Here is a 24,681-nt window from a genome sequence, read left to right as displayed (position 1 = left end):
TAAATGAGCAAGCAATACTAGCACCACTAAAACGGTTCAATAACAAAATAAAATCTACAACATTAGCCTGTTGTAACGTTTTAATGCTGTTAATGGTAACTTTAACTCGCTAGATTAAGCGAAACTCTAATACAATAGGTATCACCAAGTAATTACATAGCATAGCGATCACTCTCGTAGTGCGACTATACTTGGTTTAATTTTTGATGGCGTCCATCAAATAACCAGATTCTGTAGGAGACAGATTATTATTTCCAAGCTTTTTCAATTTTGTCGGCAAATCATAGGCCCAACCGCCTCAACAACAGCCGAACATACTCAAGTCTCTGCGCAGCCTTTAATAATTGGACGCAATGAGCATGGTATTTCTCGCAAACAATTTAGCCCAAATGCAATCAAGGTATTATATCGCCTTAAAGATGGTGGCTTTGATGCCTACCTCGTTGGTGGTTGCATTCGTGATATTTTGTTAGGTCAACAACCAAAAGATTTTGATGTAGTCACCAATGCCACCCCAGATCAGGTTAAAAAGCTGTTTCGTAATTGCCGCTTAATTGGTCGTCGTTTTCGCTTAGCGCATATTGTCTTTGGTCGTGAGATCATCGAAGTTGCCACCATGCGTGGTCATCACGAAGCTGCCGATGATAAAAACCAAATCAGCCAATCAAATGAGCAAGGTCAACTACTACGAGACAACGTATTTGGTAGTATTGAAGAAGATGCGGAACGTCGTGATTTTTCAATCAATGCTTTATATTACTCAATTAATGACTTTTCAATTCATGATTATGCTAACGGGCTAGCTGCTATCAATGCTAGACAAATCGAAATGATTGGTGATCCGCAAACGCGTTACCGCGAAGATCCGGTACGTATGCTACGCGCAGTACGTTTTGCCACCAAGTTGGACATGTCAATTGCACCAGCAACGGAGCAACCATTAACAAAATTAGCAAACCTACTCGATAACATACCGCCAGCACGTTTATTTGAAGAAACATTAAAACTGTTTTTAAATGGTAAAGCTGAAGCTAACTTTTTAATGCTACGCAAATATGGACTTTTCAAGGCATTATTCCCAGCGCTTGATCGTATTTTAGATAGCAACCCTGATGGCTTAGAATTTGCGTTTATTCGTCAAATGTTCCGCAATACTGATGCACGCATAAATGCAGAAAAGAAAGTAACACCAGCCTTTATTTTTGCCGCCTTGCTTTGGTTTCCATTATTAAAGATCACTAAAACCTTGCAAGCACAAGAGCAACTATCTGAATACGATGCATTTGCGCAAGCAATGAACAAAGTACTCAGTGAAAATGCCCAGCACATCGCAGTGCCGAAGCGATTTACTTTGGGTGCCCGCGATATTTGGCATATCCAACATCGTTTAGATAAACGCTCAGGACAACGTGCATACCGCTTAACTCAGCAACCACGCTTTAAAGCCGCCTACGACTTTTTATTACTCCGTGTAGAAGCCGGAGAAAAACAACATCAGGAATTAGCAAACTGGTGGACTGACTATTTAAAACAAGACATTAATGGTCAAAAAGACATGGTGAAAGCGTTAGGTAATCAAGGGGCAAGCAAAGGCCGTCGCCGTACTCGCCGACGCAGCCCAAAGCCAGCATCTGAATGAAAATGCAAACAGTCTATCTAGGTTTAGGGGCTAATTTAAATAGCCCACGTACGCAACTCGATCATGCGGTAGCTGCATTGCGCGCATTAGCTGATTGTGAATTTATTGCTGTTTCGCATTATTACGCAAGCAAACCGATGGGCCCGCAAGATCAGCCTGATTACGTAAATGCCGTGGCGGCCTTAAAAACAACACTACAGCCTGAGCAACTACTTGATTTAACACAACAAATAGAACTTCAACACGGCAGAGTTCGAAAAGCCGAGCGCTGGGGGCCGCGCACCTTAGATATTGATATTTTATTATTTGGCGATCAAGTCATAAAGAGTGAGCGCTTAATTGTGCCCCATTATGGCTTGACCGAACGAGAGTTTGTGGTTTACCCACTGCTTGAGATCGCCCCAAATATTACGCTGCCAAATGGAACAGCACTGCACAGTGTTACTGCTACTTTGGCATTAAACGAATTACACCAATTACCTCTGTAATTAATTTCAGGCCATTGCCTACGAGGATATTATGTCTAAAATAACCGTTTCTACGCTCAATAAAATGAAAGCAGAACAGCAAAAAATCACTGCTTTAACTGCTTACGACGCAAGCTTTGCTAAGTTATTTCACGATAACGGCGTTGATGTCATTTTAGTTGGTGATTCATTAGGCATGGTGTTACAAGGTGGTGACGATACACTAGCTGTGACAAATCAAGATATTGCATATCATACGCGCAGTGTACGCGCTGGTAGCCGCGAGTTATTCGTTATAGCTGATATGCCATTTATGACCTACTCAAACCCAGCAGAAAGTTGTAAAAATGCGGCTGAGTTAATGCGTGCAGGCGCTAATATGGTCAAGCTTGAAGGTGGTGAATGGTTATATGACTCAATTGTCGCGCTTACTCAACAAGGTATTCCTGTATGTGGTCACTTAGGTTTAACACCACAATCTGTGCATGTTTTTGGCGGCTTTAAAATCCAAGGCCGTGGTGCAGAGCAAGCTCAGAAAATGATTAGCGATGCCAAAGCATTGGAAGCTGCTGGCGCACAAATGATTGTCCTTGAATGTATTCCAACAGAGCTTGCAAAATTAATCACCGAAGCTGTATCAATCCCAACGATTGGTATTGGTGCTGGTAATCAAACCGACGGGCAAATTCTCGTTATGCATGACTTAGTGGGTATCTCCGCAGGTTATATTCCTAAATTTTCTAAAAACTTTTTACTCGAGACAGGCAACATGCCAGATGCAGTTAAAAAGTATTGTAACGATGTTAAAAGCGGTGCTTTTCCAAGCACAGAACATGAGTTTAAATAATGCAGTCGATCACTGAAATAAAATCCTTACGCAGCCAAATTAAAGCATGGCGTCAAGCCGGTCTAAGCGTCGCCTTAGTGCCGACCATGGGTAACTTACATCAAGGCCACTTCTCGTTAGTTGAAAAAGCTAAGAACATGGCCGATAAAGTTGTCGTGAGTATTTTCGTAAACCCAATGCAGTTTGGCGCAAACGAAGATTTAGATAACTACCCTCGCACCCTAATTGCTGATAAACAAGGGCTCGCTGAGCTAGGTACTGATATTGTATTTACACCGACCGTGGAAACCATTTATCCAAATGGTTTAGATGCCCAAAGCTTTGTGGACGTACCGGGAATTTCCATGGGATACTGTGGAGGCTCTCGCCCAGGTCATTTTCGTGGTGTTGCCACAGTTGTAACTAAGTTATTTAACTTAGTTCAACCTGATTACGCTTGCTTTGGTGAGAAAGACTTCCAGCAATTACAAGTGATTAAAACCATGGCTCACGACTTATCTATTCCTGTTGAGATCATTGGTGTTGCTACCAGCCGTGAAGTCTCAGGTTTAGCAATGAGTTCTCGTAATGGCTACTTATCAGACATTCAAAAAGAAACCGCCACAGAACTATTTAGAACGCTAAATTGGAGTGTTGAGCAACTAAATGCAGGACAGCGCGACTTTACTGAAATATGCCAGCAAGCTAAACAACGATTACAGCAGGCGGGGCTAAAACCAGATTACTTTGAAATAGCGCAGCGCGATACACTAAAAAAAGCTACACTCAATGATAGCCATCTAGTGATATTGGCCGCAGCATTTTTAGGCCCTGTTAGGCTTATAGATAATCTGCAAGTTGATATTACATAACAATAATTAGGGATAAACATGAATTCATTACTAAAATTATCAAGCATAGCGCTTTGTGTTGGGGTACTTGCGGGATGCCAAAGCCAGATAGAAAACCCTGAAATGCAGCAATGTGCGCAGCAAAACTATCAATGCGAAGTAAATTGTGAACAACAAAGTACCGGTGAAGGTATGGTTCATAAAGTGTGTAGCACAAAATGTATTGAAGCGTATAACCAATGTAAAGCAAATGCTGAAGCATTAGGTAATGTTCAATAATCAATTAAAACTTACTTGCCAATTATTAAAGTGATTGGCAAGTTCCCCCTCTCTTCCCCTTGGCTAATTACCCGTAAAACAAAGTCTGTAAAATGCCTTTTCATTCACTTTAGAGCAAGGTTGCATCTAGTAACATCTACTTACATTAGTAAGAAGTAGTCATACATTCCATGTAATTATTTCCCGCTTATACAAAGAAAGTACATCATCCTCACGATAAGCGAAACTAAAGCCATTGAAATATAAGTAATTATTTCAGGATCGCTTCTTGCAAAAATGAATGTAACTTATTGCAAAATTTAAAATTAATTAGGTAACAGCTAAAGGAAGCCTCATGGAAACGAAAATGCGAGCAGCTCTGTCTTCATCATTTAAAAAAAAGAGTGTGTTAAGTGCCCTCTTAGCTTTGTCTGTTTTTAATGCAGGCGCAGCCGAAGAGCCAACTAAAAAGCCAGAAGCAGCCGCACCTGTAGCAGCTAAAAAGCCAGATACTGCTGCGCCAGTCTCTGTAAAACAACCAACGCTGCTTACCATTCCTTCAGAAAGATTATTTGAAGTGATCACAGCAAGAGCGAAACAGTTAGCAGCAAACGACTACGTCGCAGCACCTGAAATAGCAATAGATACGTTAAATAACATTAACTATCAAGATTATAGAGCAATTCGTTTTCGCCAAGATCATGCCATTTGGAAGGATCAAAGCTTGTATGAAGTGCAGCTTTTCCATCCTGGTTTTCTTTATAAAAACCCTATCGCTATCAACACCGTGGATACCGATGGTAAGGTACAAAAGCTGCCTTTTAAAACAGATTACTACCGCTATGATAGTACTGCAGCTCCACTTGAGCAGGAAATTAGCGCAGCCTTAGGCAACACTCAATTAGGTCACGCAGGCTTTCGACTTCATTTCCCGCTCAATAATAACGAGTACAAAGATGAAGTCGCAGTATTCCAAGGTGCTTCTTACTTTCGTTTAGTAGGCCCACAGCAAGTGTACGGCATTTCAGCTCGTGGCCTTGCCGTTGATACTGCACTTAGCTCTGGTGAAGAATTCCCCGTGTTTAAAGAGTTTTGGTTAGTTAAACCAACAGCAGAAGACACAAATATTGTGCTTTATGCATTGCTAGACAGCCCGTCTGTAACAGGCGCCTATCGTTTTGAGATAAGTCCATCGACTAACACTGAAATCACAACGCAGATGCAAATATTTGCCCGTAAAGATATTAAAAAGCTTGGCATTGCTCCACTTACAAGCATGTTTTATCACGGTGAAAATAGCACTAAATTCTTTGATGATTACCGACCAGAAGTACATGATTCTGACGGTTTATTAATGCAATCTCAGGATGATAAATGGGTATGGCGAGCGCTTAATAATCCTAAGCAACTTAGCGTAACTTCATTCAGTTATGATAACCCGAAAGGTTTTGGCCTCGCGCAACGTGACCGTGAATTTAATAACTACCTTGATACCGAAGCGCATTACCATGCTCGTCCAAGCTTGTGGATTGAACCAAAAGGTGAATGGGGTAAAGGCCGGGTTGAGTTAGTGGAAATCCCCACGGATACAGAGACTAACGACAATATCGTTAGTTACTGGGTACCAGAGCAGCCACTTAAAGCGGGTGAGACACTAAGTTACAGCTATAAGTTGTCAACTTTTAATACTGCACTTGCGAGCCAAAATAAAGCGCGCGTTTTACGCACACGTATTGGCAGTGCAGCCTTGCCAGGTGAAAAAAATCCACCACCAAAAAGCCACCGTCAATTTACGGTCGATTTTACAGGTGACACAATTAATAGTTTATCAGCCAATATTAAACTACTCGCTAATTTAACTCTCAATTCAGGAAAGATAAGCGATAAAACAGTACAACAATTACCAAATAATCAAGGATGGCGTGTTGCTTTTAAAATCGCGCCTGAGGGAGATAAGCCTGTCGATATGCGCTTATCATTAACACTACGTGACAAAGAAGTAAGCGAGGTATGGAGTTATGTCTGGTATCCAAATGACGTCGAATAGCAACAGCACACACAACACTGCAATGCCTTTTAAAAAGGCCAGAGTATGGTTATTTTCACTGTTAGTGTTAGCCATCTCGGCCTACGGCATGTGGATCATGTTTGATATTTTAAATTCAAATGGCATGACCCCACTTGAGTATGCATTACTGGCACTGTTTTCAATCACCTTTACGTGGATTGTCACCGCGTTTTGCAGTGGCTGCATGGGATTTATTTTACAATTGTTTAGAATCGATCCCTTAACGCTCAAGCGCCAAAAGGCAATTAAAATTGATGAACAAGCACTGAGTAAAACCAGAACAGCGGTTGTCATGCCTATCTACAATGAAGATACCCAGCGTGTTATAGCAGGTTTTGAAGTAAGCATGCGCTCACTAATAAAAACAGGTCAATTTGCTCATTATGACTTTTATTTGCTCAGTGACACTCAAGATCCAGAAATAGCCAATAACGAGCTAAAAGCGTGGCACGCCCTAAGCGAGCGATTAGGCGATGATGTTGCGAAACAAACTTTTTATCGTCGCCGTGAAGATAACAAACACCGTAAAGTAGGTAATCTAACTGATTTTTGTGAACGTTGGGGCAGTAAATATGAGCACATGATTGTGCTTGATGCTGACAGTATCATGACTGGCCAATGTATGCTTGAACTCACCTCAAGTATGATCAACAATCCACAAACAGGGCTTATTCAAACCATTCCTATTCCAGTAAGACAAGATACTTTCTTTGGCCGTTTTTTACAGTTTGCCTCTGTTTTGTACAGCCCTATGCTGGCGACTGGTTCTGCTTTTTGGCAAACCAATCAGGCTAATTACTGGGGCCATAATGCCATTATTCGTGTTGAAGCGTTTATTGATTGCTGCGGTTTACCTGTACTTGAAGGTAATGCCCCATTCGGCGGTGAAATTTTAAGCCATGACTTTGTCGAAGCCTCATTATTACATCGTGCTGGCTGGGATGTGTTATTGCTTAGCGATATTCAAGGTAGCTACGAAGAAGTACCAAGTAATATTCTAGACTATGCCATTCGGGATAGACGCTGGGTGCAAGGTAATATTCAGCATTTAGGTTTATTACCTTCATCAGGTTTAAAAATGATGAGTAAACTGCACTTTTTACTTGGTGCAACAGCTTATATTTCGTCATTGATTTGGTTATCAATGTTAGTGCTTAGTACCATTGACGCCGTTACTCGTGCAATGAATAGTAATGTCTATTTTAATCAGGCATATCAATTATTTCCGACTTGGCAAATTGCTAAAACAGATTTAATTAATTCCCTGCTGTTTGTCACCATCGTATTGTTATTATTACCAAAATTAATGGGGATCATAGTTACCTTGATCCATCGTAATAAGCAATTTGGAGGCTCATACAAACTAATTTTGGGCTCAATAATTGAGACCGTGTTTGCAATCATCATCGCACCACTCATGATGGTATTTCATAGTTACTTTGTGGTGTGTGTATTTTTAGGTAAAAAAGTAACCTGGGATGCGCAACCAAGAACGGGTCGAATGGTGCCTTGGAAAGAAGCAATTGGCTATACGTTAATAGCGACTTTAGTTGCCATTGCTTGGGGTAGCGTTGCTTATTACTATACACCCACTTTCTTTTGGTGGTTGTCACCGATTTTAGTCGGATTAATTTTAGCAGCGCCTATTGTTCGTTATTCAAGTAGCATTGGCTTTGGGGTTAAGTTACGGAAAATGGGGATATTCATTTGCCCAAGTGAAGTAGATAATGACGACACACTTGCCGCCTTACGTGTTCATGAGCAAGAAATTACATTACCTAGTGATGAGGTCGCCAATTTCTCAATCCCTGAATTGCCACCAGAGCATGCGAGTGTAATGCCAATCCAAAGCTTTAAGCGCCAAGGGTTAAGTAAACGAAAACGCGTTTTAAATGCCCACCAACAAATCAAGAAGAAACTATTTAACTAGTTTAAACTTGACTCGTAAACATAAAAAACCGCGCAATTTGCATTGCGCGGTTTTTTATTAACTCATTATTAGGATGAGTTGAGTTTAAAGCAGACCTAACTTCTTAAGTTCGCTCATCGCCATTTTGCCAGAAAGCGGCACATAACCATCTTTCTCTACAATTTTTTGGCCATCTTGTGATAACACCATTTTTAAGAACTCAGCTTCAATTGGTGCAAGTGGTTTGTTCGGGTGTTTATTCACATACACATATAAAAAGCGCGACAGTGGATATTTACCTGTAGCAACGTTTTCAAGTGTTGCATCAACAAAGTTATCACCTTTTTTCGCCAGCGGCACTGTACGTACACCAGAAGTTTTATAACCAATACCTGAGTAACCAATTGCGTTCACTGATGATGAAATTGACTGTACCACAGAAGCAGAGCCTGGTTGCTCATTTACATTGTTGCGGAAGTCACCTTTACAAAGTGCTTTACTTTTAAAGTAACCATATGTACCCGACACAGAGTTACGACCGTAAAGCTGAATATCTTTAGCAGCCCAATCACCCGTTAAACCAACGTCACTCCAGCGTGTTACATCAGCATTTGCGCCACATTTACGTGTTGACGAGAAAATCGCATCAACTTGATCAATTCGCAGGCCTTCAATTGGGTTATCTTTATGTACAAACACTGCTAATGCATCGATAGCTACACGCACTTCAGTAGGCTTATAACCGTAACGTTTCTCAAACGCTTCAATTTCTTTTGATTTCATTTTTCGGCTCATAGGGCCAAAATTAGACGTGCCTTCTGTTAATGCCGGCGGCGCTGTTGATGAACCTGCAGCCTGAATTTGAATATTTACATTTGGGTAAATACGCTTATATTCTTCTGCCCAAAAAGTCATCATGTTGGCTAACGTATCAGAGCCCACAGATGAAAAATTACCTGAAATACCACTGACTTTTTGATATTCAGGAATGCTTGCATCCGTTGCCATTGCTTGTGCAGACACAAATGTTGTTACTGCCACACCCATTGCGGCGACTAGATTTTTAAATTTCATTGGGTTACTCCAATTTGGTTCGTCCATTTCTTAACTGCGCTCTACTGTAAAGAGAATAGATGACAGTTAGATTACTCTAAAATGACAGTTTTATGACTTTATACTTTCTCAGCTAAATTAGTTAGTAATAGCGTTTTATCGCTATTGAAGGCAAACGAAAATGTTGAGCCTTCACCTAATTTACTGGTTATTTGTAACTTACTTTCGTGACGAGTTAATACATGTTTAGTGATCGCCAAACCTAGCCCTGAACCACCGGTAGTACGACTACGCGCTTTATCCACTCGGTAAAAGCGCTCTGTTAAACGATTTATATGCTCAGGCGCAATACCATCACCATTATCAACCACCGAGAAATGTGCTTGTTTATTTTTTAACTGCCAACTTACGGTAATTCTACCGCCGGCTTTAGTGTAGTGAATGGCGTTAAACACTAAGTTAGAAAACGCACTGCGCAACTCTTCTTCCGAACCTTTAATATCAAGCCCTGCATCAATATCGAAAATCAACTCATGGCCTTTATCTTGGTTCAAAGACTGTGCCTCAGTTTTTACATAAGTGAGTAATTGCGGTACGTTAACTGCTTTATCGTTGTCTTGACGCCGAGCGCCTTCAATACGTGATAACGACAACAGCTGGTTTACGAGGCTATCCATACGCTTACATTGCTCAAGCATAGTGCCCTGAGCTTTATTCCACATCGCTGGCGGCGGCATCATGTCACCATCAAACATTTCTAGATAACCCGTAACGACCGTCAGTGGCGTGCGTAATTCATGTGACACATTGGCTACAAAATCTTTGCGCATTTGCTCTAGTTGCTTCAACCGTGTCACATCCCTGACTACTACCATTAATTGTGAACTGGCGTAAGGCATTACCCGAAACTCTAAAACGTGTTCAACACTGTGACCACTTTCCAGTTCAAGTGCCTCATCAAACAATCCCATTTGCATATACTTTGCAAACTTAGGATCCCTCACAAGATTATCAAGGCGTTGACCATGATCCGTCGGCCACTGTAAACCCAACACCTTTAGCGCCAATTGGTTGCACCAAACAATACTTAAGTCACGTTGCAATACCACAACAGCATCAGGAACCGCTTCGGCACCATCACGAAAGCGGCGGATCAGATCCGCTAACTCATTGCGCTTTTTTCGGTTGCGGTGCTGCAAATGATAGATCCCCTCAAACACCTGCTCCCATGCTCCCTCACCTTCAGGAGGATTGAAACTGCGTTGATTCAATAACCAATCACTAAGCCGATATAACTGATGATAATGCCAAATAAGCAGTGAAAATGAACCTAAAAACAAAAGCAAAAATGGTGCGCCAATCAACACACCCACTAATAATAAAGGTAGGAAATAGATAAGCAGACGCTTAGCTAACGCCTGCTTATTGACAACTCGATACATACACTCACTTTACCTTAGAGCAAGACCGACCTTGGCCTGAATGTTTATAGTTTACTCGAAAAACGATAACCTGCACCACGTACAGTTTGTACTAAACGGTCATGACCAAGCGGAGCAATCGCTTTACGTAAGCGACGAATATGCACGTCTACGGTTCTATCTTCAACATAGACATTAGTCCCCCACACGTTATCTAGCAATTGTTCACGGCTATACACTCGCTCAGGGTGAGTCATAAAGAAATGCAATAAACGAAACTCAGTTGGTCCCATATCCAGCTCGCTACCTTGTGAAGTAACACGGTGTGAAATAGGATCAAGGCGTAAACCATGTACATCAATCGCTTCTTCCAATGACGTTGGTGAAACACGACGAATTACGGCTTTAATACGCGCCATCAATTCTTTAGGTGAAAATGGCTTAGTAACATAATCATCTGCACCGACTTCAAGTCCACGAACTTTATCTTCTTCTTCTCCGCGGGCCGTCAGCATGATAATCGGGATCTGCCTAGTATATTCGCTTTGCTTAAACTTTTTGGCTATTTGAATTCCGCTACCACCTGGCAGCATCCAATCGAGTAGCACCATATCAGGATAAGGTTCTACCATAGCAGCAATTGCTGAATCATAGTCTTCAGCTTCAATTGCTTGAAAACCATTTTGCTCTAATACAAAAACCAGCATCTCTCTGATCGGTGCTTCGTCATCGACGACAAGTACTTTACGTGACATTCCAATTTATCTCTTTCGTTATCGAACTAGTTTTCATTATTATGACTAAGTATGACATTTTTATGAAAGTGTAACGTGTAAATCAAAATGCAGGGAAAAAAACAGCAATTAACCGATATCAGGAACTAAATAAGCGTAAATAAGCTCAGTACAAGCAATTAAACTAACCCTTTTTTACTAGTTGAAATATTTTAGCTCGTATCAACTTTAACTAAAGGCACTCTTATTTTATTTCTCTGACGAGGGGTGATTCTGCTTCCATAGCCATTCTTCATCATTATGGCGGGATCGAACTTTGCATAATTATGAATATAGCACGGGTTGCTTTGATCATTTATAGAGATCAAAATTCTACTAAGCATTGAGTTTGGGATCACGCTTTTACTAACCAAGCTCGATCTGGGATCACTGTTTTACCTAGCAAAATCTGTAAGTTGTTGATCATTTAAACAAGCAAGCTGTGAAGTGGTTATTTATACAACAAAAACTCTCACAACAAAGCTGATCCTTAGTAAAAATCTGATCCCAATTATATCAAGTTAGTAAGTCAGTGATCCCAAATTCAATGCTTGGTAAAATAATGATCTCTGTTGATCAACGACAAAAAAAGCCAGTAACATAACGCTACTGGCTGTTTATTTATTAAACAACTTAATGAGTTAACTTATTTAATCTGTGGATCTAATTCACCAGTTAAATACTTAAGGTGCATATCATCCAATGAAATTGGCTTGATCTTACCAGCTTGACCTGCAGTACCAAATGACTCATAACGTGCAACACAGATCTCTGTCATTGCTTTTGTCGCTTCGGCTAAATATTTACGTGGATCAAAGTTGGCTGGGTTCAACGCCATATGACGGCGAATAGCCCCAGTTGATGCTAAACGTAAGTCAGTATCGATATTCACTTTACGTACACCAAACTTAATACCTTCGATGATCTGCTCAACTGGTACACCGTAAGTTTCAGGGATCTCACCACCGTATTGGTTAATGATCTCAAGCCATTCTTGCGGTACCGATGACGAACCATGCATTACTAGGTGAGTATTAGGGATACGCGCATGAATCGCTTTAATACGATCAATTGCTAAAATATCATCTGTCGGTGGACGGGTAAATTTGTACGCACCATGTGATGTGCCGCAAGCAATTGCCAGTGCATCCACGTGAGTTTTACTGACAAAGTCAGCTGCTTCTTCAGGATCGGTAAGCATCTGATCTGTGGTTAATTTGCCTTCTGCGCCAACCCCATCTTCTTCGCCAGCTTCACCTGTTTCAAGTGAGCCAAGTACACCTAATTCACCTTCAACAGACACACCACATGAGTGCGCAAGTTCAACAGTTTTACGTGTAACATCAACGTTATAGTCGTAGCTTGATGGTGTTTTACCATCAGTCATTAATGAACCATCCATCATCACTGATGAAAAGCCTAATTGAATTGAACGTTGGCAAACGCCAGGTGAAGTGCCGTGATCTTGGTGCATAACCACAGGAATATGTGGCCACTCTTCAATGGCAGCTAAAATCATGTGACGAATAAATGGGGCACCAGCATAGGCACGAGCGCCAGCTGAACCTTGTACTATCACAGGGCTGTTAGTTTTATCAGCCGCCATCATAATAGCGCGGATTTGCTCTTGGTTATTAACGTTAAAAGCAGGTACGCCATAACCGTGTTCAGCTGCATGATCAAGAAGTTGTCGCATACTGATTAAAGCCATTTGGTATTCTCCAAATTGTCGATAGCAGTGCACGCACCACTACCTAGTTCGAACGGAATAGTTGAGTTCGGTGCAATCACTGCACCTCGATAGCCTCGGCTTATGCCAAATTTACCGTTATACATAACCAGTAATTAAATAAGGGTGAGAGGTATTTAATAACTGGTCGTACTCAGTGTGCTTACTTAAATAAGCACACTAAGCAAACGCTAATTACTTAGCGCGTTGTTCAAGCATAGCAACTGCAGGTAGTTTTTTCCCTTCTAAGAACTCAAGGAAAGCGCCACCGCCAGTTGAAATATACGAGATTTTATCGGCAATGCCATATTTATCAATGGCTGCTAACGTATCACCGCCACCGGCAATTGAAAATGCGTTAGAATTAGCAATCGCTTGTGCAATCGCACGCGTGCCATTACCAAACTGATCAAATTCAAATACGCCAACCGGGCCATTCCAGACGACAGTTCCCGCATTTGCAATAATTTTTGCAAGTTGATTAGCCGTATCTGGGCCAATATCAAAAATCATATCTGTGTCTGTTACATCGCTAACATCTTTTAATGTTGCCACAGCAGACTCAGAAAATTCATTAGCAACAACAACATCTGTTGGTACTGGGATTTCGCCATTATTGCTTTTCGCCGCTGCACTTAACTTATTTGCTTCGTCAATTAAGTCAGCTTCGTATAATGATTTACCTACAGGGTAACCCGCTGCAGCAATAAAAGTATTCGCGATACCGCCGCCAGTTACAAGTTGATCAACTATCGTTGACAATGAATCAAGTACCGTTAATTTAGTTGATACTTTTGAACCACCAACAATTGCCACAAGTGGACGTGCAGGGTTATCAAGTGCTTTGCCTAACGCTTCTAATTCTGCGGCTAAAAGTGGCCCCGCACACGCAACATCTGCATATAAGCCAACGCCATGGGTAGATGCTTGCGCACGGTGAGCCGTACCAAATGCATCCATTACATAGACATCACATAATGCCGCTAGTTTTTTAGCTAGCGTTTCATCGTCTTTCTTTTCACCAACGTTAAAGCGTACGTTTTCAAAAACCACCACTTCATTATCAGCAATTTCAACGCCATTTAAGTAATCTTTTTCAAGACGTACATTTTGCTCAAGTGCTTCATTTAAATAATCAACAACCGGAGCTAAAGAAAACTCTTCGTTGTATTCCCCTTCCGTAGGGCGGCCTAAATGTGACATCACCATTACTTTAGCGCCTTTTTCAAGAGCAAGCTTAATACTTGGTAATGCAGCACGAATACGTGCATCTGAGGTCACTTTACCTGCTTTTACTGGTACATTTAAATCTTCACGAATTAACACGCGTTTGCCGTTTAAATCTAAATCTGCCATATTTATGACCGACATGGACTTCTCCTTAGTTAACGATACTGACTTGAAATATATAGGTTTTATTTTATGGTATAACTTTTATATTAATTACTTGCTGCCATCATTACTCGTGCTGTATCGAGCATCCGATTAGCGAAACCCCATTCATTATCACACCAGACTAACAACTTTATCAGCCGTTTATGACTGACTCGTGTCTGTGTGCCATCTATAATACAAGAATGTGGGTCATGATTAAAATCAACGGATACTAATGGCTCTTCGGTATAGCTTAAAATACCTTCTAAACGATCTTTCGCTGCAGCTTTTAATACTTTATTCACCGCGTTTAAATCAACATCTGCGTTGACTGTTACACTTAGATCCATCGCTGTCACATTGATAGTAGGCACGCGTACCGCAATGGCTTCAAAACGGCCATGAAACTTAGGTAAAATCCGTTCAATCCCACGAGCTAACTTAGTATCAACAGGAATAATAGACTGACTTGCAGCACGGGTACGACGTAAATCATGGTGATAAGCATCAATCACTTGTTGATCATTCATTGACGCATGAATAGTGGTAATCGCCCCTGACTCAATAGCAAACGCATCATCAAGTACCTTGATAACTGGCACGATACAGTTAGTCGTACATGAACCATTAGACACAATCGTATGCTCAGCAAGCAGCTCATCGTCGTTGATACCATACACTATCGTGGCATCCACATCTGCATCAGCTGGCTGAGAAAATAAAACTTTTTTGGCCCCTGCATCTAAATGCAATTGCGCGTGTTCACGAGAATGATAAACACCGGTACACTCTAAAACCACATCAATATCAAGTAACTGCCATGGCAGCTCAATTGGATTTTGCTCAGAAAATAATGCAATGGTATCGCCTGCAACATTTAGGGAGTCTTCCCCCAACGTAACTGGATACTTAAAACGACCATGAGAGGTGTCATATTTCAGTAAGTGAGCAATCCCTTGAGGATCGGCGAGTTCATTAATCGCAACAATTTTAATATTGTCACTAAGTCCCGATTCATAAAGCGCGCGGACAATATTTCGACCAATTCGACCAAAACCATTAATTGCAAGTTTGATTGCCATTAGAAAGAAAATCCACTCTAGTTGCTTGCAGATAAAGGCAACCTGCCTTTGAGATGGCGGTATTGTAATCGACCTTGAGTTTGAATATAAGAGGTTAACAGCAGAAACTTAAAATTAACCTGCTAAGATGGCGCAATTTTGGTAATCGACCTTGAGTTTGAATATAAGTGGTAAGGTTAAATAAATGTTTGCAATACAACCTAGATGGCCCACTTAGGTAACCAACCATACCCTAGCAACTAACTCCTAACCCTATATCCGCTAACGTTTAAATAGCTTACGTATCAGGCTACTGGTTATTAAGGAAACGATCATAATAACAAGACAATATATCACTAGCATGCTTGACGATGTAGCCAGCTCGATCACTTGATCGTTTTTGCTCAAACACAGGTTAGTCTCATAATCAATTGCACCACCGGCGTCTAAACATTGATCAGCCATTAAAAATCCATGTAGCCACCATACAGCAAATAAGCTTGCTAAAACACCCGCTAAAGATGGCAGTAAATTATTTTTCATAGAGTAAAAAACCAACAGATAAAGTAAAATAACAGCGCCCTATAATAGCAAGCACCGTACCGAATAACCGCACTGCAAAAGCCTGTTATTGAAAATAAAAATTAATACTTATGACTTGATTTAGATGCTAATTATAGCAGCCATTCAGTGACGATAAATTGTGACAATACTCAAACCAGCATTACCTTAGAGCAACGCAGCTAGTTTTAATTGCTGGCCACGACTTATTTGATGACATTGTGCCAACAACAACTCTGCAGTAGCCATGGCATCTGTCAACGCATGATGGCAACCATAATGCGGCAACCCATATCGCGCACGACATGCAGAAAGCGTTAAATCATCCAGGCCAATTTCATGCCCTTGTTGGTGCAGACGTTTTTTTTCAATATGAAAGGTATCGAGTATCAATTTAGGGTGTGCAGCTACTCCCTTCGCTTGAAATGCTTGCTTTAAAAATCCCCAGTCTAATGTGGCATTATGAAACACCAAAATAGCATCCGCAAAGTGGCTGCTTAGGGCCGCTAAAATAGCCGTCAAGTTTTGCCCTGTAGCCACGTCTTGCTGGGCAATACCATGATATACAGGGCTTTGCTCAAGATGCCGCACATCCTTATTAATCGCATGTTGCGCTTGACTTAACTTAATACATTGATTGTCTATCAACACCCAGGCTATCGAGACAATTTCATGCTGTTTTGGATCAAGCCCAGTTAGCTCTAAGTCAATCACCAAGTAGCGCTGCGTTAATGCGTTTTCGCCAAGCAATTGCTTACGCGCAAAATAACGATTCAACCAACGTTTAACCACTTAGCTTGTCACCTTATTCATTGCAAAACACATAGTTATAAACTCCCACGGGCAAACTTAAATGCCGCAGCTTGTTGCGCCAGCTTAAGCAGATAAAACGCTTCTTTTAATTGGTGGCGTTCAAGAGAATTTAATTTATCTGGGTTAATGCAATTACTGGGTAAGCCTTCCTCGTTGATTTGTGTGCGCAAACGTAACTGAGTTAAAAATCGCCAACAGTCCTTTAAGTTATACACATCGTGATTATTTAATAAATCATGTTTCAGCAATGCATCTAAGCGCTCTTGAGTGTTTGCTCGGCGTATTCCCGCTTTTAACGCATATAAACGCACAATGTCGTTAATGATCACTACACCACGTTTTTTCAAATCAATGTATTTATGCTGTTTAGCGTCTTTTTCGAGTTTAAACTGGTTAAATAAACCAATTGGCACTGAGTTTGACTTAATATCCGTTGCCATTGCTGCATAAAATAATTCGTTGCGAGAAATACGGGTTAATTGCTCACAAAATGCTGTGTAAAGTGCTGTTGAACCTTCAATAAAACGTAAATCAAAAAATATTTTACAATTAAGCATAGCCTGCGGCGTTGGGCTTTTTATCCACGTAAAAAACTTATCACACCAATCCGATATACTCATTCGGCACAATTCGCTGCTGGCCATTATATTACCAGGGCAACGCCTAATACCGCACTCAACCAATTGCTCACAGACAAATTCCCCCATGCGACGGAAATAATCTTGGTGTTGTTCAGATAAATCATCCGGCAGTAATAAACCGTTATCTTGATCTGAATGCAAGGTTTGCTCTTCCCGTGCTTGTGATCCAAAACAAATAAAACTAAAACTGGTCGGCGCTGCGCCATGTTCTTCTTGAAATAGATAAATTAATCGAGACGTTAGCGCATCAGTCAAGCCACTGAGTAACTTACCAATTAGCGAAATATCATCAATATTATGCGAAAAGCTGCGCAATAACTCGGGAACTTCAGCCGCATAACGTTTTAAATCTGTCACACTATGTGCTTTATAAATACGGCCAATAAGTTGCACCGGATCGCTCTTTTGTTGGCGTAACAAATCGGTACTGGTAATCATTCCTAACGCTTTGTGATGCTCGTCCAATACAGGTAAGTGATGAATATTATGTTTGAGCATTAAATGCAGCGCAGAAAACACCCTGTTATTTTCAAAAATAAACTTCGGTTTAGCACTCATTATTGAGCTTACGGCCTGCTGTGGGTCGACTTCATCAGCTAATACGCGATTTCGCAAATCGCGGTCAGTCACCACCCCAACTAAGCGCTCATATTCAGTAACCATAATTGATGATACGCCGTGCTCTTTCATTTTTTTTGCGGCTTGACGAATGCTCGCATCCGGTGACAAGGTCACAGCTTTACGAGACATTAGCTCTGATATTTTTCGCTCAGACCAACTGTCATTTTGGCTTTTATAGTGTGACGACAACAACCGGTTAGCATGTGCACGAACAAAATACTGTTCAAATGGTTTATATTCACGGCGCAGATAGTCAAACGCATCTTGATTGAGCATATAAACAATGCCCTCTTTTTGTACTTCTAGACGGTTTTTAATTGCCTCGCCGGTTAATAATGACGGAAAACCAAAATAGTCGCCTTGCGCTAAACGGGTTATTACATCGCCTTTTGCATCCACTAAATCATATAAACCAGAGCGAATTAAAAACAGTTTAGGGGAAGCTGATTGTAGCCATTGCGTTTGGTTTTCACGGGTCAGATAAATAACATCGAGGTGTTTTACAAAGTAATCGGTTGCGCTACTATCAAGGTCGCTAAATGGCATTTGTGCTAGTACAAACTGGGCGACTTCCTGTTGCTCATTATTCATTTATCTACTCGCAAAAAACAATCGTACAATCACTGTACTGCTATCAGCGATAAATAAAAAGCCCGACTTAAGTCGGGCTTTTGGGTCTATCAATATAAATTAATAGAGTATCAGAGTTGTTAGTGTGCGTGTGCAGCACTAGAACCTTTAGGATTACGAATCCCCTCAACCATTTCTTGGATTTCAAGCGGGGTTTCTGCGGTAAACTTAGCTACAATTGCAGCAACTGCAAAGTTAATAACCATACCAACTAAACCAATACCTTCCGGTGAAATACCCAACAACCAATGCTCAGGGTTATTTAGCTCTGGGCTGATAAACTTGAAGAAGATAATGTAAGCCGCAGTAAAGGTAATACCGGTTATCATACCTAGGACTGCGCCTTCTTTATTCATCTTCTTAGAGAAGATACCCATAATGATCGCCGGGAAGAAACTTGCAGCTGCTAAGCCGAATGCAAATGCCACCACCGACGCCACAAATCCAGGCGGGTTAATACCAAAGTAAGCGGAGATAACAATCGCAATCATGGCAGCCAACCTCGCGGCGAGTAACTCTTGCTTATCGCTAATATCAGGTTTAAGTGTTCGCTTAAGTAAATCGTGCGATACGGAGGTCGAAATAACCAGTAGTAAGCCCGCTGTAGTGGAAAGTGCCGCAGCAATACCGCCGGCCGCCACCAGTGCCACTACCCATGCAGGTAAGTTAGCGATTTCTGGGTTAGCAAGTACCATGATGTCGCGGTCAACGTTAACTTCGTTAGCGCTATTTGGATCATCAATTTTACCCGCTGTGTAGAACATTTTGCCATCACCGTTTTTATCATTAAAGGTGATTAAGCCTGTTCTTTCCCAGTTTTTAACCCAAGCTGGTGCTTCTGCGTATTCTGTACCGCTACCATCTTTACCGTTAATCGTATCAATCATGTTAACACGGGCAAATGCCGCAACTGCAGGTGCTGTGGTGTAAACAATCGCGATGAATACTAAAGTCCATGCTGCAGAGATACGGGTATCTTTAACACGTGGTACAGTGAAAAAGCGTACAATTACATGAGGAAGACCAGCAGTACCCACCATTAAAGCACCAGTGATGGCAAACACATCAATCATGCTCTTAGAGCCTTCAGTGTATTGTGCAAAACCAAGCTCAGCGCTTAAGCCATCGAGTTTATCAAGAACATACGCTCCATCGCCGCCAATTAATGTTGCGCCAAAGCCCGTTTGCGGGAAGAAGTGACCTGTCATCATCATAGAGATAAAGATAGCAGGAACAAGATAAGCAAATACCAATACACAGTACTGTGCTACTTGGGTGTAAGTAATACCTTTCATACCACCTAGAACAGCATAAAAGAATACGATAACCATACCAATGTAAACACCAGTTTCAATTTCAACTTCTAAGAAACGAGAGAATACAACGCCTACACCGCGCATTTGGCCTGCAATATAAGTAAAGCAGATAAAAATGGCACATAAAATTGCCACAACGCGGGCCGTTTGTGAGTAATAACGGTCACCGATAAAGTCTGGCACTGTAAACTTGCCAAATTTACGTAAATAAGGTGCTAAACACATGGCAAGTAATACATAACCACCTGTCCAACCCATTAAATAAACACCGCCATCGTAACCGGCGAAAGAGATTATACCCGCCATTGAGATAAATGACGCCGCACTCATCCAGTCAGCAGCTGTAGCCATACCATTTGCAAGAGGTGGAACGCCACCGCCCGCTACATAAAATTCATTTGTAGACCCAGCTCGAGCCCAGATTGCAATGCCGATATAAAGCGCGAAGCTTAAACCGACAATAATAAACGTGAGTGTTTGAACATCCATTGCTTAGCTCCTTATTCGTCTACGCCGTATTTTTTATCTAACGTATTCATTTTGAAAACGTACACAAAAATCAAAGCCACAAAGGTATAAATCGCGCCTTGCTGGGAGAACCAGAAGCCAAGTTTAAACCCAAAAAAACGCACTTCATTAAGTACATCAACCAGTAATATGCCAAACCCGAATGACACGACAAACCAAACTGCTAATAATTTAAACAGCAGTGAAATGTTTTCCGCCCAATAAGCTTTTGCTTGTTCTTCATCTTTAAAAGCCATTTTTTATTTCCTCTTTAACACCGCAAAAAGTGATGTGTGTGTTTTGTTGTCTTCGTTAACCAATTTAGCAACGCCGTCTTAATATTGAATTGAGACCATAGTCGTAACATCAAATTAACGTTTACGTAAACTGGAGATTGGCAGTTGTTAAATATAAGTAAAAAACATTATTTATCATTGTGTTAACTATTTTCGCTAGGTTATTTTCGGTATTCACCTAAGCTATGTTGCAGATCTGCGACATTAGTCTAATAGATCAGCAACTTATTAAATTTCACTTACTAATCAAGAAGATAACATTAGCGGTGAAATAACTATAAAAATTGACAGCTCAAAACAAGGAGAACTTCTGGTATGGTGTGCAATAACAAAATAAAAATTGAATATATACATGACTGCTGCACTTATTTTTGTCGCTTTGGCGTACATTGGCATCTTATTTTGGTTAGCAAACTGGGGCGATAAGACCACCCCCTTAGCCAAGCGAATTAGCCACCACCCTTTTGTTTACTCTTTCTCCTTAGGTATTTATTGCACCTCGTGGACTTACTACGGCTCTGTGGGCACAGCAGCCACCAGCAGCTGGAGTTACTTGCCAATTTTACTAGGGCCTGCACTGTTGTTTTTTTTCGGACAAGGGTTTTTACGTAAACTAGTACTCGTGAGTAAAAAACAAAATATCACCACCATTGCTGACTTTATCTCAGCCCGCTATGGCAAGCGGCAAACCACCGCCATAATGGTGACTGTAATTGCCTTGCTGGCAACTATTCCCTATATCGCCTTGCAACTAAAAGCACTCAGTAACAGCTTTTTACTACTGCAAAGCGACAACAAAATATCCGGTTCAATGGTGGCGTTATCTGCCACTTTGATCATGGCCATGTTTGCGATTTTCTTTGGTACTCGCAAAGTGGATGTAACCGAATACCGCTCAGGATTAATGCTTGCGGTAGCGTTTGAATCGATGATAAAACTACTGGCTTTAGTGGCTGTAGCTGGTTTAGCTTTGTTCACTTTATATAACTTACCCAGTACCAGCGAACTACAAATTAAAGAATCGTTGTGGCAACACTGGAACAACTTTAACTTTTTGAGCTTTAACTTTATTGGTCAGTCATTAATGGCCGCCGCGGCCATTATCTGTTTACCACGTCAGTTTCACGTTACCGTGGTTGATAACCAAGACAAACGCCATTTATTTACCGCTCGCTGGGCCTTCCCGCTGTATTTATTGCTGACTGCGGCAATGATTTTACCCATAGCTACTGCAGCTATTCACCCTGAAATTGGCAATGGTTTCTCACCCGATAGTTTTGTACTGGCACTGCCACTCATGCATGACAATGTGCTTCTTACCACCTTTGTTTTTATTGGCGGTATATCCGCTGCAACTGCCATGATTGTTGTTGCAACGCTCACCCTCAGTACCATGATCTCAAATGATGTGGTATTGCCATTAATGTTGCGCCGTAAATTCAAACGTAACCTGATCACTAGCAGCTACAAACCACAAATACTCTTGGTGAGACGTTTTACAATTGCCGGTATTTTGATCTTGTCTTACTTTTACCAACAATGGTTTGGTCATGGTAAAGCATTGGCGAGCATGGGCTTAGTCGCTTTCTCACTTGTAACACAATTACTGCCTGCTATTGTGGGCGGTTTATACTGGCGTAAAGGCCATGCTTACGGTGTGTATGCAGGATTATTAGCAGGTTTGATCTGTTGGATACTGTTTTTAATGCTGCCAATACTCGATGCAGGTAACACCCTTGATACAGAGCTACAACAAACGCTGATCACCCGCGGTACTTTAATCGCTTTATTTGCCAATATAGGTTGTTACATTAGCTTTTCATTAGGGGCTGATGAGCGCTTAATCGATAAAATTCAAGCAGCCGCTTTTGTAAACCCTAAAGAGCAAGCGGTACTGGCAAGGCGTTTAAACAAAAATGTAAAAGCCACTGTCTACGATTTTAAAGTGCTGCTGCAAACCTTTTTAGGGATTCAACGTAGTCAACAAGTTCTCGCGCATTTTTCGCTTACCCATCAACTTGATGATAATAATACACACCCTGATCCTGAGTTTATCGCCTACTGCGAACGTGCTTTAACTGGCGTATTGGGTGCCTCCTCGGCGCAAGCACTTATTCACACGGTGGCCTCGGGTAAACGCATGGCATTTGAAGAGGTGGTTAACTTTTTTGATGAAACCACTCAAGCTCTGCAATTTAACCAGAACCTACTCTACACCTCACTAGAAAACCTTAGTCATGGTATTTCTGTTGTCGATAAAGAGCTAAACCTCGTAGCATGGAATAAGCGCTACGCAGAAATGTTTAGCTATCCCGCGGGATTTTTAGAGGTAGGCCAACCAATTGAAGATATTATTCGTTATAACGCAGAGCGCGGTGAATGTGGCCCAGGTGAAATAGAACGCCAAGTAGAAAAACGCGTACAACATTTAAAAAATGGCAGTTCGCATCACTTTATTCGTCATCGTCGTAATGGCTTAGTGTACGAAATGATAGGTAATCCACTGCCCGACGGCGGCTTTGTAACCAGCTTTTCAGATATCACTACTCACATTGCCACACAAAATGCGCTTGAAGAGGTCAATATGGATCTGGAAAACCGCATTGAAGCCCGTACCCAAGAAATTCGTACCATCAATAAAGATCTTGAAGCGCAAATAGAAAGCCGCGTCCAAACGGAGCAAGCACTCACTTTAGCAAAACGTGAGGCAGAACAAGCAAATGACAGCAAAACCCGCTTTTTAGCCTTAGCCAGTCACGATATTTTACAACCCCTCAATGCCGCTCGTTTATACCTTGCTGCCATTGATGAAAAGTCGCTGACTGATAACAATATTAATAACTTTGAAAAGCTCGGCGCCAGTCTCGATTCAACGGTACATTTAATGTCAGCATTATTAGAAATAGCCAAATTAGAGCAAGGTGCAATGGCTCCTACCCCACGTCACTTTAGTATTGATGATATTCTGGCACCACTGCGCAACGAGTACGCTATTTTATCCAGTGAAAAAGGCCTAAAGCTCACGGTTCGCAGTGCACAACATATTGTCCACAGTGATATCACCTATCTGCGACGAATTGTACAGAACTTAGTATCAAATGCGGTTAAATATACCAATTCAGGTAAGGTGTTAGTGGCGTGTCGTAAACGCAAACATCACCTTCGTATTGAGGTTTGGGACACAGGTCCCGGTATTAGCGAGGTAGAGCAAGCAAAAATATTCAACGACTTTTACCGCGTGGAAGCCTCTGACAATAAAGGTGTTGGTCTTGGTTTAAGTGTGGTTAAGCGCATGGTTGATTTACTCTCAATTCGTTTAGATGTGCGCTCAACACCACAAAAAGGCAGCTGTTTTAGTATCGAAATACCTTATGGTGAGAGTCAGTTTGTACAACAAAAACTGGCAACTAACAGTTTGTTTGAACATCGCTCTGCGATGAATATCATCGCCGTTGATGATGACCCTGAAAACCTCAATGCCATGGCAAGCTTATTACAAAAGTGGCAGGCTGATTATCAGTTATTTGATCAAGTAGAAAGCGTGCTGGAATACGCACAAACGCACAGTGCACCGGATGTTATATTAATGGACTATCAGCTTGGTCACGCACATGACGGTATTAGCTTAATAAAAGCCTTACGGGAGATTTGGCAAGCCAATGTGCCCGCTATCTTGATCACCGCAGTGCGTGACGTAGAGCTAAAACAGGCCACAAAAGCTGAGGATATTCATTACTTATCCAAACCAATAAAACCAGGGAAATTAAAAGCACTGCTGAATCACAGTACGTGAAGTGAAAATTTTCAAAGGGATATATACCCAAGCCACCTCAAGATGCGAGCGTCATTGGAATTAAAAGCGGTTTA

19 protein-coding genes are annotated in these 24,681 nt (G+C 41.3%); 8 read left to right on the top strand and 11 right to left on the bottom strand.

Features of this window, described 5'->3' with window-relative positions:
- Positions 1-280 precede the first annotated feature (280 nt).
- The 7 genes from pcnB (at position 281) to mdoH (ending at position 8,039) form a co-directional block, all read left to right on the top strand.
- Entirely contained in the window at positions 281-1,639 is a 1,359-nt protein-coding gene (gene pcnB / locus KAN5_RS00540) for a polynucleotide adenylyltransferase PcnB (RefSeq protein WP_232321854.1), read from the top strand.
- 2 nt (positions 1,640-1,641) lie between these two features.
- Positions 1,642-2,127: a 2-amino-4-hydroxy-6-hydroxymethyldihydropteridine diphosphokinase gene (folK, locus tag KAN5_RS00535; RefSeq protein WP_029216123.1), complete on the top strand. Its 486-nt coding sequence runs from the start codon at positions 1,642-1,644 to the stop codon at positions 2,125-2,127.
- A 31-nt stretch (positions 2,128-2,158) separates the two neighbouring features.
- Entirely contained in the window at positions 2,159-2,953 is a 795-nt protein-coding gene (gene panB / locus KAN5_RS00530) for a 3-methyl-2-oxobutanoate hydroxymethyltransferase (protein ID WP_016708547.1), read from the top strand.
- Positions 2,953-3,804, top strand: a complete 852-nt coding sequence (panC, locus tag KAN5_RS00525; protein ID WP_016708546.1) for a pantoate--beta-alanine ligase — start codon at positions 2,953-2,955, stop codon at positions 3,802-3,804. Before panB ends, panC begins: the two co-directional genes overlap by 1 nt.
- Positions 3,805-3,822: 18 nt before the next feature.
- Positions 3,823-4,062, top strand: coding sequence for a hypothetical protein (locus KAN5_RS00520; protein ID WP_016708545.1), 240 nt, complete (start codon positions 3,823-3,825; stop codon positions 4,060-4,062).
- A gap of 334 nt (positions 4,063-4,396) precedes the next feature.
- A complete protein-coding gene (locus KAN5_RS00515) occupies positions 4,397-6,088 on the top strand; it encodes a glucan biosynthesis protein G (RefSeq protein WP_244390197.1) in 1,692 nt (563 codons plus the stop codon).
- Positions 6,060-8,039: a glucans biosynthesis glucosyltransferase MdoH gene (gene mdoH / locus KAN5_RS00510; RefSeq protein WP_244390196.1), complete on the top strand. Its 1,980-nt coding sequence runs from the start codon at positions 6,060-6,062 to the stop codon at positions 8,037-8,039. The genes KAN5_RS00515 and mdoH overlap by 29 nt, the downstream gene beginning before the upstream one ends.
- Positions 8,040-8,123: 84 nt before the next feature.
- Here mdoH and KAN5_RS00505 read toward each other — a convergent pair whose 3' ends face one another.
- The 11 genes from KAN5_RS00505 to KAN5_RS00455 all read right to left on the bottom strand — a co-directional run bounded on the left by KAN5_RS00505 (position 8,124) and on the right by KAN5_RS00455 (position 20,775).
- Positions 8,124-9,092: a phosphate ABC transporter substrate-binding protein PstS family protein gene (locus KAN5_RS00505; RefSeq protein WP_016708542.1), complete on the bottom strand. Its 969-nt coding sequence runs from the start codon at positions 9,090-9,092 to the stop codon at positions 8,124-8,126.
- A gap of 98 nt (positions 9,093-9,190) precedes the next feature.
- Positions 9,191-10,513, bottom strand: a complete 1,323-nt coding sequence (phoR, locus tag KAN5_RS00500) for a phosphate regulon sensor histidine kinase PhoR (protein ID WP_016708541.1) — start codon at positions 10,511-10,513, stop codon at positions 9,191-9,193.
- 44 nt (positions 10,514-10,557) lie between these two features.
- A complete protein-coding gene (phoB, locus tag KAN5_RS00495) occupies positions 10,558-11,247 on the bottom strand; it encodes a phosphate regulon transcriptional regulator PhoB (RefSeq protein ID WP_016708540.1) in 690 nt (229 codons plus the stop codon).
- A 664-nt stretch (positions 11,248-11,911) separates the two neighbouring features.
- On the bottom strand, positions 11,912-12,976 hold the full coding sequence (fba, locus tag KAN5_RS00490) for a class II fructose-bisphosphate aldolase (protein WP_016708539.1): 1,065 nt from the start codon (positions 12,974-12,976) through the stop codon (positions 11,912-11,914).
- 213 nt (positions 12,977-13,189) lie between these two features.
- Positions 13,190-14,365 (bottom strand): phosphoglycerate kinase, encoded by a 1,176-nt coding sequence (locus tag KAN5_RS00485; protein WP_016708538.1) that lies wholly within the window; start codon positions 14,363-14,365, stop codon positions 13,190-13,192.
- 68 nt (positions 14,366-14,433) lie between these two features.
- Positions 14,434-15,450: an erythrose-4-phosphate dehydrogenase gene (gene epd, locus KAN5_RS00480; RefSeq protein WP_016708537.1), complete on the bottom strand. Its 1,017-nt coding sequence runs from the start codon at positions 15,448-15,450 to the stop codon at positions 14,434-14,436.
- 261 nt (positions 15,451-15,711) lie between these two features.
- Positions 15,712-15,972 (bottom strand): hypothetical protein, encoded by a 261-nt coding sequence (locus tag KAN5_RS00475; RefSeq protein WP_016708536.1) that lies wholly within the window; start codon positions 15,970-15,972, stop codon positions 15,712-15,714.
- Positions 15,973-16,158: 186 nt separating this feature from the next.
- The gene (locus tag KAN5_RS00470) at positions 16,159-16,782 is read right to left on the bottom strand and encodes a 3'-5' exonuclease (RefSeq protein WP_016708534.1); all 624 of its coding nucleotides are present in this window, start codon (positions 16,780-16,782) and stop codon (positions 16,159-16,161) included.
- Positions 16,783-16,817: 35 nt separating this feature from the next.
- Entirely contained in the window at positions 16,818-18,656 is a 1,839-nt protein-coding gene (locus KAN5_RS00465; RefSeq protein ID WP_138554972.1) for a DUF294 nucleotidyltransferase-like domain-containing protein, read from the bottom strand.
- A gap of 119 nt (positions 18,657-18,775) precedes the next feature.
- Positions 18,776-20,500 (bottom strand): sodium:solute symporter family protein, encoded by a 1,725-nt coding sequence (locus KAN5_RS00460; RefSeq protein WP_016708531.1) that lies wholly within the window; start codon positions 20,498-20,500, stop codon positions 18,776-18,778.
- Between the two features lie 11 nt (positions 20,501-20,511).
- Positions 20,512-20,775: a DUF4212 domain-containing protein gene (locus KAN5_RS00455; RefSeq protein WP_004586074.1), complete on the bottom strand. Its 264-nt coding sequence runs from the start codon at positions 20,773-20,775 to the stop codon at positions 20,512-20,514.
- A gap of 391 nt (positions 20,776-21,166) precedes the next feature.
- On the opposite strand from KAN5_RS00455, the gene KAN5_RS00450 reads away from it, so the two are divergent.
- Positions 21,167-24,607, top strand: a complete 3,441-nt coding sequence (locus tag KAN5_RS00450; protein WP_244390195.1) for a PAS-domain containing protein — start codon at positions 21,167-21,169, stop codon at positions 24,605-24,607.
- The last annotated feature ends 74 nt before the right edge of the window (positions 24,608-24,681 follow it).

The organism is Pseudoalteromonas sp. KAN5 (assembly GCF_022846535.1).
Classification (GTDB): Bacteria; Pseudomonadota; Gammaproteobacteria; order Enterobacterales; family Alteromonadaceae; genus Pseudoalteromonas; species Pseudoalteromonas haloplanktis.
Note: the sequence above shows the minus strand (reverse complement) of the source record. Positions and strands in the feature narration are given on the sequence as shown.